Source organism: Pseudoxanthomonas mexicana, assembly GCF_010093385.1.
GTDB lineage: Bacteria > Pseudomonadota > Gammaproteobacteria > Xanthomonadales > Xanthomonadaceae > Pseudoxanthomonas_A > Pseudoxanthomonas_A mexicana.
The window spans coordinates 32801-43611 of the sequence record NZ_PDWV01000035.1; the positions used below are offsets into that span (position 1 = coordinate 32801).

Annotated in this window: 11 protein-coding genes; 5 read left to right on the forward strand and 6 right to left on the reverse strand. The window is 68.7% G+C overall.

Annotated elements, in window-relative coordinates:
* Positions 1-307 precede the first annotated feature (307 nt).
* Both CSC76_RS12955 and sufT read right to left on the reverse strand, forming a co-directional pair.
* Positions 308-1405, reverse strand: coding sequence for a branched-chain amino acid aminotransferase (locus CSC76_RS12955; protein WP_162110426.1), 1098 nt, complete (start codon positions 1403-1405; stop codon positions 308-310).
* A 52-nt stretch (positions 1406-1457) separates the two neighbouring features.
* Positions 1458-2009 carry a putative Fe-S cluster assembly protein SufT gene (sufT, locus tag CSC76_RS12960; protein ID WP_162110418.1) on the reverse strand — a complete coding sequence of 184 codons (552 nt, stop codon included), beginning with the start codon at positions 2007-2009 and terminating at the stop codon, positions 1458-1460.
* A gap of 110 nt (positions 2010-2119) precedes the next feature.
* Between sufT and CSC76_RS12965 the strand changes: the two genes are divergently transcribed.
* Positions 2120-2533, forward strand: coding sequence for a hypothetical protein (locus tag CSC76_RS12965; RefSeq protein WP_162110419.1), 414 nt, complete (start codon positions 2120-2122; stop codon positions 2531-2533).
* A 7-nt stretch (positions 2534-2540) separates the two neighbouring features.
* Here CSC76_RS12965 and CSC76_RS12970 read toward each other — a convergent pair whose 3' ends face one another.
* Positions 2541-4889 carry an alkaline phosphatase D family protein gene (locus tag CSC76_RS12970; RefSeq protein ID WP_162110420.1) on the reverse strand — a complete coding sequence of 783 codons (2349 nt, stop codon included), beginning with the start codon at positions 4887-4889 and terminating at the stop codon, positions 2541-2543.
* Here CSC76_RS12970 and CSC76_RS12975 point away from each other — a divergent pair.
* Positions 4888-7263 carry a TonB-dependent receptor gene (locus tag CSC76_RS12975; RefSeq protein ID WP_162110421.1) on the forward strand — a complete coding sequence of 792 codons (2376 nt, stop codon included), beginning with the start codon at positions 4888-4890 and terminating at the stop codon, positions 7261-7263. The two genes, CSC76_RS12970 and CSC76_RS12975, sit on opposite strands and share 2 nt — an antisense overlap.
* Before the next feature lie 75 nt (positions 7264-7338).
* Here CSC76_RS12975 and CSC76_RS12980 read toward each other — a convergent pair whose 3' ends face one another.
* The 3 genes from CSC76_RS12980 to CSC76_RS12990 are packed head-to-tail and all read right to left on the reverse strand — an operon-like array spanning position 7339 to position 9529.
* Positions 7339-8730: an NAD(P)(+) transhydrogenase (Re/Si-specific) subunit beta gene (locus CSC76_RS12980; protein ID WP_162110422.1), complete on the reverse strand. Its 1392-nt coding sequence runs from the start codon at positions 8728-8730 to the stop codon at positions 7339-7341.
* Complete coding sequence (locus CSC76_RS12985) at positions 8727-9218, reverse strand: hypothetical protein (protein WP_162110423.1); 492 nt, start codon at positions 9216-9218, stop codon at positions 8727-8729. Before CSC76_RS12985 ends, CSC76_RS12980 begins: the two co-directional genes overlap by 4 nt.
* Before the next feature lie 14 nt (positions 9219-9232).
* Complete coding sequence (locus tag CSC76_RS12990; RefSeq protein WP_093296220.1) at positions 9233-9529, reverse strand: NAD(P) transhydrogenase subunit alpha part 2; 297 nt, start codon at positions 9527-9529, stop codon at positions 9233-9235.
* A gap of 245 nt (positions 9530-9774) precedes the next feature.
* Between CSC76_RS12990 and CSC76_RS12995 the strand changes: the two genes are divergently transcribed.
* From CSC76_RS12995 to CSC76_RS13005, 3 genes are read left to right on the forward strand one after another with little or no spacing between them, the layout of a single operon-like run.
* Positions 9775-10344 (forward strand): RNA polymerase sigma factor, encoded by a 570-nt coding sequence (locus CSC76_RS12995; RefSeq protein ID WP_162110424.1) that lies wholly within the window; start codon positions 9775-9777, stop codon positions 10342-10344.
* Positions 10341-10610 carry a hypothetical protein gene (locus tag CSC76_RS13000; RefSeq protein ID WP_162110425.1) on the forward strand — a complete coding sequence of 90 codons (270 nt, stop codon included), beginning with the start codon at positions 10341-10343 and terminating at the stop codon, positions 10608-10610. Before CSC76_RS12995 ends, CSC76_RS13000 begins: the two co-directional genes overlap by 4 nt.
* Before the next feature lie 38 nt (positions 10611-10648).
* Positions 10649-10810 carry a hypothetical protein gene (locus tag CSC76_RS13005; RefSeq protein ID WP_162110386.1) on the forward strand — a complete coding sequence of 54 codons (162 nt, stop codon included), beginning with the start codon at positions 10649-10651 and terminating at the stop codon, positions 10808-10810.
* Position 10811 lies beyond the last annotated feature (1 nt).

A 10811-nucleotide genomic window follows, 5' to 3' on the forward strand; every position in this document is an offset into this window, starting at 1 on the left:
GGGGCACGGAGGACATGGTGGCCTGCCGCGTTCGGCCGAACGACGCGCCGTGCAACGCACGACGCGTCCAGACGCTAACGGAGCGAACCCGCGCCATTCCGTGACAGCGAGCACACTTGGTCGCATCACGATTGCAGCGAAATCCGGATTGCTTGAGCGTTGGGGAGCACCTGCGGAACGACGGGCAGCTGCACGCTTGGGACTCGAGCCTGCGATGCGACTCAATCTCACATTTGCATTGCACCCGCCGCAAAAAGACGAGGCCCGCCGGGGGCGGGCCTCGTCCTCGTTCGTGCGCAGGCGCGGATCAGTCGCGCAGCTTCACCAACCAGCCATGGCGGTCGGGCAGGCGGCCGTACTGGATGTCGGTCAGTTCCTTTCGGATGCCCATGGTCACTTCGCCGGCCGGTGCGTTGAGGTCGCCGACGGCGAAGTCCTTGCCCTTCAGCTGGCCGATCGGCGTGATCACCGCGGCGGTACCGCAGGCGAAGACTTCGACGATGTCGCCGGAGGTCACACCCTGCTTCCACTCATCGATGGAGACCTTACGCTCTTCGACGGCGTGACCGCGATCGCGGGCAATTTGCAGGATGCTGTCACGGGTGATGCCTTCCAGGATGCTGCCCGAGAGTTCCGGGGTGACGATGCGGCCGTCCTTGTAGACGAGGAACACGTTCATGCCGCCCAGCTCTTCCAGGTACTTGCCTTCCACCGGATCGAGGAACAGCACCTGCGAGCAGCCCTGCGCCTGCGCTTCCTGCTGCGGCAGCAGGGAAGCGGCATAGTTGCCGCCGCACTTCGCGGCGCCGGTACCGCCCTTGGCGGCGCGCGCATAGTCTTCGGACAGCCAGATCGAGACCGGCGCCACGCCCTTGGCGAAGTACGCCCCCGCCGGGCTGGCGATGACGTAATAGCCGGCCTTCTGCGCGGCGCGCACGCCGAGGAAGGCCTCGGTGGCGATCATGAAGGGACGGAAGTACAGGCTGGTCTCCGGCGCCGACGGCACCCAGTCGCCATCGATGGCGACCAGCTGGCGCAGCGATTCGACGAATTCGCTCACCGGCAGCTGCGGCAGCGCCAGGCGCGCGGCCGAACGCTGCAGGCGCGCGCCGTTGGCGTCGGGGCGGAAGGTCCAGATGGAGCCGTCGGCGTGGCGGTAGGCCTTGATGCCTTCGAAGATCTCCTGGCCGTAGTGCAGCACGGAGGCGGCCGGGTCCAGCGACAGCGGGCCGTAGGCGCGCACCTGCGCATCGTGCCAGCCCTGCGCCTTGTCCCAGGTGATCTCGACCATGTGGTCGGTGAAGTGCAGGCCGAACCCGGGGTTGGCGAGGATGGCGTCGCGCTCGGCGGCCGTGCGGGCCTTCTCGTTGCGGGTCACGCGGTAGGTCAACGGGGCGGCGTTCATCACGTTCATCTCTTCCTTCCTGACGGGTTCTGCAGAGGGCGAGCCGGGGGGCTCAGAGCATGCCGGTTTCCAGCTTGGCGGCTTCGGACATCATGTGGCGCCCCCACGGCGGGGCGAACACCAGTTCGACATCGGCCTCGGCCACGGGGGGGGTCATTTCCAGCTTGCTGCGCACGTCGTCGACCAGGATCTCGCCCATGCCGCAGCCGGGGGCGGTCAGCGTCATCTTCACTTCGACGCCGCGCTGGCCATCCTCGCGGGTGTTGAGGTTGGCTTCGTACACCAGGCCCAGGTCGACGATGTTGAAGGGGATTTCCGGATCGAAGCAGGTGCGCAGCTGGTTCCAGACCAGCGCCTCGACCTCGTCGTCGCTGGCGTTCTCGGGCAGCGAAAGCGGTTCGGTGGGTTCCTTGCCGATGGCGTCGCCGTCCTTGCCGGCGATGCGGAACAGGTTGCCTTCCACGAAGACGGTGTAGCTGCCGCCGAGCGCCTGGGTGATATAGCCGTAACTGCCGGCCGGCAGGGTGACGAGTTCGCCCTGCGGCACCAGCACGGCCGCGCAATCGCGGGAGAATTGGACGGGTTCGCTGCTGCGGGAATACATGCCGGACCAGATGGGGGCGCGCGTTGGGCGCTGCAAGGCGGCCTATTGTAGCGCCCGCGCCCCGGCGGTCGCGTTCAGGCCGTATCCTTGGCAGCCCTGTCGGAGTCTCCATGTCCCCTGCCCCGCGTCGCAACGCCCGCTGGCTTGTTCCCCTGATGCTCGTGCTGGCCAGTGCCTGCGTGCTGCTGATCTGGGTGGCGCTGGCGGTCTACCTGCAACGGCAGGCCGGCTGGATGGCCCTGCTGGCCGCGCTGGACGTGGTACTGGTCGTGCGCCTGGGCGGCATGGCCGCCGGCCCGCGCCGCGCGGTGCTGGCGGCGCTGGTGACGGTGGCGATCTGCGCGCTGGCGCTGTGGACCATCGCTGGCACCCAGATGGGCTTCCCGTTCGGGCTCAGCCCCTGGGATTCCGTGCTGCGGCTGGGCGCGCACCACGCATGGACGCTGATTTCCCTGACCACCACGCCGTTGGATGTGGTGGCATTGCTGGTGGCGCCGCTGCTGGCGGCGTGGTGGACGCGCTGAGGCCACCTCAGGCCGGCGTCCGCAGTACACGTTCGCCATTCGGCGCAGAGGTGACCGAGAACGTTTCGCGCAGCAATGCCGCTTCGATATGGGTCGCGTCGTCGTAGAGCCGCTGGCCGCACAGGTCTGCCGGCAGCAGCAGGAACTGGACGTTGCAGGCACCGGCGGCATCGCGCTGGAACAGGCCCACGCCGTGGTGACGCGTCTGCACGTGGCGGATGCGTGGGTCTCCGGCCGCCAGCAGGGCATCCAGCCCGGCGACCAGGCGCTCGCCCGCCGCGGCGGTGGCGGGATCGGCCTTCGCCGCGTCCGCCATGATGGTCGAGAGCGTGGATGACGAGATCGCCGGCGCCGTGAACTCCACGGTCTTGCCGGAATGCCGGGTGGCGAAACTGGCGTGGATGTCGCCCGACAACACCACCGCACCGGCCGTGCGGTCCAGCGCCGCCACCAGCGCATCGCGCTGCACGCCGAAACCATCCCACTGATCGACGTTGAGGTAGAACTTTCTTCGGAGCAACGGCGGCGCTTCCAGCGCGGGATGGGACAGGTCCAGTACCATTGGCGTCATCGACTCCGAACTGGCGACGAGAAAAGTGCGCGACGCGTCCTGAACCAGCTGCGTGGCCAGCCACGCCTGCTGCGCTTCGCCCAGCGCGGGTGGCAATGCACCGTCGGCCTGGCGCAGGGCGAGCAGCAGGTCGTAGCTGTCCTTCACCACCATGTAGCGGCTGCCGAGGTGGCTGAAGAGCGCGCTCTTGCCGAACGCCAGCCACGGCAGGCCGCGCGGATAGTCGTCGCCGGCTTCCGGCGGAAGCTCGACGCCCATGAAAGCCGGTACCGCAGCGTTGTAGCGCGCCAGCACATCGCGCACCACGTACACCGCCATCGGCTGGGCGGAGAGGATCGCCGCCCGCGCCGCGGCAGCCTTCCGGTCCACGCCGGCGTCGGTATAGGCACGGGTCAGCGCGCGCCGCAGCGGCTTGCGCAGAGCCTTCCAGCGGTCGTCGGCGAGATCGAGATATGGCATCAGCGCGGGCGCCAGCGTCGGCCATGCCATGCCCAGGTGCGGGGCCAGTCGCCGCAGCGCGACCTCGTCATACGCCAAGGCGCCCGGGAAGGCATCTTCGGGGATCGGATGGTCCGGCCGGTGGCTGCGATAGTCGAGCAACACCAGGCTGGCGTCGCGCCCGTAGTCCAGCCGTCGCCACAGCCTTGCATGTGGATGCAGGCGCGCTTCGTCCACCGTCTGTACGCCTGCGGCGTCCACTTCGCCAACGTCGACATCGACGGGCATGTACTCGAAATAGGCTCGCTCGGCGTTACGGCGGCGGCGGGCATCGCGTTCCTCCTGCCGGCCGTCCTCATAGGTCGCGTGGTCCTGCCAGCAGTCGTCGCTGAACTCGTGGTCGTCCCAGATGGCGATCAATGGCGCACGCTCCAACAGCGCCTGCAGCACGCTGTCGGTGCGGTATTGGCGATGCAGCTGGCGGTAGTTGTCCAGGCTGGCCGCGGCGAGGTAACCGCCCCCCACGGCGCCCACCCGAAGCGCGCCGTCCATGTCGTCGAAGATGATGCCGCGTGCGCCATCGGCGCGCTGGAAACTGGTGTCACCGACCGACTCGTAGACGAAGTCACCCAGGTGCAGCACGAAATCGAGGTCTTCCCGCAGAAGCGGCACCAGGCTGTTGTACCAGCGCCCACCGTAGTCCTGGCAGCTCATGAAGGCAAAACGCAACGGTGGTGTCGGCGCGTCGGCTGCCGGCGCGGTGCGCGTGATGCCCACCGGCGAAGAGATCCACGCGTCGCCCTCGCGGCGCAGGAAGCGGAAGTGGTAGCGCCGTCCCGGCTGCAGCTCCTGCACGCGCACGCGCAGGCAGTGGTCGTACTCGGCGTGAGCGGTAAGCTCGCGCTCGATGCGCAGTTGCGAGAACGCAGCGTCGTCCGCCACCTGCAGGCGCACCGCGACATCGCTCCCGGCCGCATCGGGGACACGCGTCCACAGCAGCACGCGGTCCGGTCGCGGATCCCCGGACGCAACGGATTGCGGGAACGCATCGCGCCGCACTGCGGGCACGGCCAGGGCGGGAAACCACCGGCTCGCGAACGGCAGGCTGGCGGCGGCCAGCGTCAGTTTGAGGAACGCACGCCGTGAGGGGCGCGGCGCGGGGGGATCGGAGACGTTCACGCAGGGCTCCAGGTCGCAAAGCCGCGCAGCATCGCCGGCGCAGGTTGCGGTGATGTGGCAATCGCGCCCGTCATGGCGCAGCAACATGGAGCGGGCAGCCTGTGCCGTCGTCTCGTCGCGCATCGCGTGCGACGCATCGCCTTCCCACCCTTCGCCACGGTCTGCCATGACTCCCTGCACCCGCACCGCGCGTCGCCCCGCCCGCCGCTCCCTCACCATCGCGCTCTGCATGGCGCTGGCCTGTCCTGCCACCGTGCTGGCGCAGCAGACCGACGCGCCGGATGCCGGCAGCGCCACGCAGTTGGACACCATCGTGGTGACTGCGCAGAAGCGCGAGCAGCAGGTGTCGGAAGTGCCGATCGCGATCACCGCGTACTCAGGCGACTTCCTCGACCGCCAGGGCATGACCACGCTGGGCGATCTCGCCGGTTTCGTACCCGGCCTGCAGGTGCAGGAACAGAGCCCGAACAATCCCGGCTACGTGATCCGCGGCATCACCTCCGACAGCGGCGAAGCCAATGTGCAGCCGCGCATATCGGTGTTCCAGGACGGCGTGTCGATCAGCCGCCCGCGCGGCGCCTCGGCGGCCCTGTTCGACATGGAGCGCGTGGAGGGGCTGCGCGGCCCGCAGGGCACGCTGTTCGGCCGCGCCGCCCAGGGCGGCGCCGTGCACTACATCCAGAACAAGGCCAAGGACGCCAACCGTGGCGCCTTTGAAGTCGGCACCGGCAGCGACAGCCAGCGCCTGGCCAGCGGCTACTTCAACGCGCAGATCGCACCGGAAGCGCTGGCCGCGCGCGTAGCGGTCTTCCACGAAGAACGCGACGGCAGCATCGACAACGCGGCCGGCGGCACGCTCAACGGTAAGGACACCACGGCCTTACGCGCCAGCCTGGGCGCCCTGATCGGCGAGGCCAGCCGGATCGACCTGATCGCCAACTATCAGAAAGACACGCCGCCGGGCACGGCCTTCATCAGCGGCACGATCCCCAACCGCCAGGGCAGCACCACGCCGTACGCGGACGCCGAGCTCAACCGCGGCGACGAACTCGGCCTGGACCGCACCGTGCGCAGCCTGACCGCGCTGGGCTCGTTCGCGCTGGGCGAAAACTGGACGCTGGACACCATCGGCGGCTGGCGCAGCTTCGACTCGCATGAGGAATTCGACGCCGACGGCTCGCGCCTGAAGGCGATGGAATTCGCCGAGATCGCCCAGGGCGACCAGTGGAGCCAGGAATTCCGCTTCAACTTCGACAACGGCGAAAGCTTCGCCGGCTTCTTCGGCGCCAGCTATTTCGTCGAAGATGGCTCGCAGTACGTACCGTTCGCCACCGACGAGCGCAGCCTGTTGGCGCTGCTGTCGCAGAACGCGGCTTTCCGCCAGCAGATCGGCGCGCTGCTCGGCGGCATTCCGTTCCCGGCGATCCCGCTGTTCGGACCGGACGGTGACCCCTTCGTGTCCTACACGCTGCCGGGCGGCCTGCACGCCCTGCTCAACCCCGACCATCGCGAAGCCTTCGCCAACTACGGCACGACGAAAGCGTGGGACGTGTTCCTCGACGGCACCTGGCGCGCCACGCCGTCATTGGAACTGAGCGCCGGCCTGCGCGCGACATGGGAAAAGCAGACTGCGGGCTATAAGGGTTTCGCCGGCAACGCGCCGACACTGTTCAATGGCCTGGGTGCCGGCCTACCCGCGCCGCTGGCCGGCAACAACATCCTCAATAGCGCCACGGCCGGCAAGCTGGAGCGCAGCGAGGATTTCGATTCGGTGGTCGGTCGCGTGGCCGCGCGTTACGCCTTCTCGCCCACGCTGAGCGCCTTCGCCACGGTCTCTCGCGGCCGCCGGCCCAACGTCATCGACATCACGCCGCAGCGCAGCCAGGTGCTGCCCGCAGAGATCGTCAACAGCTATGAGGTGGGCATCAAGGGCGGCACCGCCGGCGGTCGCTTGGCCTATGAAGTGTCCGCCTACTGGTACGACTACAGCGACTTCCAGACGCAAATCCCCAATCCCAGCGGCGGCGCGCCGTTCCTGATCCCGACCAATGGCGGCAACGCCACCGCCAAGGGCGTGGAAGCCTCGATCACCGGCGAACTGGCGACGGGCCTCGTACTCTTCGCCAACTACGCGTGGACCCACGCGCGCTTCGACGACCGCGACGACGACGGCAATCCGCAGCTCTACGCGGGCCATCGCTTCCGTCTGACTCCGGACCACGCTGCCGCGATCGGCCTGGATTGGCGCGTGCCGATGGGTGCCGCCAGTTTCTACCTGCGTCCCTCCTACAGCTGGAAGTCGAAGGTGTTCTTCGAAGACGAGAACACCCCGGGCCTGGAACAGGATGCGTACGGCATCTTCAACCTGCGGATGGGCGTGACGCTCGCCGACGGCCGCTGGGACATCGGCGTGTGGGGCAGCAACCTGACCGGCGAGGACTACCTGATCGACGCCGGCAACACCGGCCGCCAGTTCGGCACGCCGACCTTCGTCGCCGGCCAGCCGCGCGCGTACGGCATCACCGCCAAGGTCAGGTTCTGATACGGCCTGCCGCACCCCATGAAAAAGCCGGGCGATGCCCGGCTTCTTCTTTGCCGCTGGTGCGCCTGCATGCGTTCAGTGCCCGCCGTCCAGCGCCTTCAGTTCGCTGACCAGCGCGTTCGCCATCTCCGAGCCGTCGCCGTACAGCATGCGGGTGTTGTCGGCGTAGAACAGCGCGTTCTCGATGCCGGCGAAACCCGTGCCCTTGCCGCGCTTGATGACGATGGTGTTCTTGCTGTTCACCACGTCGAGGATGGGCATGCCGTAGATGGGGCTGGCCGGATCGGTCTTCGCCACCGGGTTGACCACGTCGTTGGCGCCGATCACCAGCGAGACGTCGGTGTTGGCGAACTCGGGGTTGATGTCGTCCATGTCGGCGATCAGGTCGTAGGGCACGCCGGCTTCGGCCAGCAGCACGTTCATGTGGCCCGGCATGCGGCCGGCGACCGGGTGGATGGCGAACTTCACCTTCACCCCGCGTTCCATCAGCTTCTGCGTCAGCTCCCAGATCTTGTGCTGCGCCTGCGCCACCGCCAGGCCGTAGCCGGGCACGATCACCACGCGTTCGGCATAGGCCATCATCGCGGCCACGTCGGCGGCCTCGATGGGCTTCATCGATCCGCCGATCTCCTGCATGGCCGCGCCGCCGCCGCCGAAATTGGAGAACAGCACGTTGCTGATCTTGCGGTTCATCGCCTTGGCCATGAGGCGCGTCAGCAGCATGCCGGCCGCGCCCACCATGGTGCCGGCGATGATCAGCGCTTCGTTGCCCAGTACGTAGCCTTCGAACGCCACCGCCAGGCCGGTGAAGGCGTTGTACAGCGAGATCACCACCGGCATGTCGGCGCCGCCGATGGGCAGCGTCATCAACACGCCCAGCGCCAACGACAGCACGAAGAAGGCGACGATCCACGGCATGGCCAGCGTGGTCAGCGCCATCACGCCGCAGGCGATGGCGGCCAGCGACACAAGCGCGTTGAACCACTGTTGCCCCGGGAAGGTGTAGCGCTTGTCCATGCGCCCGTCGAGCTTGGCCCAGGCGATCACCGAGCCGGTCAGCGAGACCGCGCCGATCAGCGCGCCGATGACCGCCAGCGAGAGGGTGAACGTGGACGGTGCCGGCTCACCGGCCGAATAGCGCACCAGTTCCACCGCGCCGATCGCCGCGGCGGAACCGCCGCCCATGCCGTTGAACAGCGCGACCATCTGCGGCATGTCGGTGATGGCCACCTTCTTGCCCCACACCCAGTTCAGGCCCACGCCGATCACGATGGCCGCGACCATCAGGCCGATGTTGTGCAGGCCCGGCAGGAAGAACGTGGCGATGGTGGCGATCAGCATGCCCACGCCCGCCCACTGGATGCCGCTGCGCGCGGTCCTGGGGCTGGCCATGCGCTGCAGGCCCAGCAGAAACAGCGTGGCGGCCACGAAGTAACTCAGTTTCACCAGCGTCAACGCACTCATCATGCCTGGCTCCCCCCGGAAGACGACGCGACCTGCTTGTCCAGCCGATGGTGTTCACGCATCTCGATGGCGGTCTTCAGCAGCCCCACCATGCCCAGGCCGAACGCGATCAGTCCCAACGACAACTGGTTCACCACTGTCGTATCGGCCAGATACGCACCGACCAGTCCGGCCACCATGGAGGTGAGCGTGTAGAAGGACAGCAGGACGAGCATCCAGCGTCCCTTGCGCGGGTCCTGCCAGACGCGCCTGGAGACGTCGTTCTGCGTTCTGGTGGGATCCTGCAGCGAGGACAGGCCGATGCCGATGCCGGCGTACAGCAGTACATAGTTGAAATCGTCGTAGACCGTCGCCCCGATGTCTGTGCCGGCCATCGCGAGCGACCAGCCCGCTTTGGCCCCGTACCCCAGCGCCACCAGCAACGCCGGGTACTGCAGGTAGCTCAACCACTGGAAGAGGTCGCGCGCGGTGGCGCCGGCGCGCGCGGGCATGATCGGCGTGCTGCTCACTTGCCACCCGCGGGCTTGCTGCTCTTGAACATCTCCAGCATCCGCTCGGTGACCACGTAGCCACCCGCGGCGTTGCCCGCCCCGAGCAGCACGGCGATGAAGCCGATGGCCTTCTCCAGCGTCGTATCGGCGTGGCCCAGCACCACCATCGCGCCGATCAGCACGATGCCGTGGATGAAGTTGGAGCCCGACATCAGCGGCGTGTGCAGGATCACCGGCACCCGCGAAATGATCACGTGCCCGGCGATGGCCGCCAGCATGAAGATGTACAGCGCCACGAACCCGTCGCTCATCCGCTCCCCCATCCTGTCCACGTTGTCGGCACCACCGCGCAGGGGCGGGGCGTGTTCCGCATCATAACCATACCTGAATCCACCGGGGCCCCAGCGGGGGCGTGTCAACCGGACGCGCCGTGGCGCGTTCCCCCCTGCGGTATCCACGGAGGATTGACCTTGACGCCCGTCCCCGCCACTGCGCATCCGCATCGCCCGCACCCGTGGTCGGATCGCGGCTGATTCACGGCACCGGCCGCTAAGCTATGTTGGTGAGCACCGCCCCCCCTCCGTCGCCGGACACGGTGTCGTCCCCCGTCCCGGCGGCGACGCTGGAACGGTTCCTGGCCGACATCGGCCCGCGGGCGTTCCGTTTCGCCGAGGCCGGACTGCGCCACCGTGAGGCCGCGCTGGATGCGGTGCAGGACGCCATGATGAAGATGCTGGCCTACGCAGACCGCCCCGCCGAAGAATGGACCCCGCTGTTCTGGAGCATCCTGCGGCGGCGGATCGTGGACCTGCAGCGCCGCGCCAGCTTCCGGCTGCGCTGGCTGCTGCCCACCGGCGACCGTGGCGAGGAAGGCCCGGTGGACTGGGCGCCCGACCTGGGCGCGGGACCCTCGCAGGCGCACGACCAGCGCGAGGCCTACGCGCGTCTGGTGAGAGCGCTGCGCGGCCTGCCGGCACGCCAGCGCGAAGCGTTCACGCTGCGCGTGCTGGAAGAACTTGACGTGGCGGACACCGCGCGCGTCATGGGCTGCTCGGAGGGATCGGTGAAGACCCACCTGTCCCGTGCGCGAGACGCCCTGCAGAAGCAACTGGAGGAATTCCGATGACCCCCCACACTCCTGACGACGGCGGCTTCGATGCGCAGGCCCGCAGCCTGCATCGCGCGGCGCTGGCGCAGATGTCGCCTCAGACCCTGGCGCGCCTGCGCGCCGCCCGCCATGAAGCACAGCGCGCCGCGCCGGCGCCCGGCGGCGCGCGCCCGTGGCGCTGGCTCACCGCGACCGCGTTCACCGCCGTGCTGGCGGTCGGCGGCGGCCTGCGGGTCCTGCCGCAGGCGCCCCCCCCCCCCCCCGGAGCCCCGCCACCCCACTGACAGCTATCTCCCCCCACGTCCTACGACCCCCGCAGGGGATGGCGGCCGCGGTGGTGGACCTGGCCCTGTCGGCGGCGCCTGCATTCGCGCAGGCGGCGCTGACGCCCGAGCTGGAAGCCGCCGGGCGGGCCGTGCAGCGTGCCCCCCCGGCCGATGCCGACCAGTACGCCCCTGCCGAACTCGCCGCGGCCCGCCAGTGAC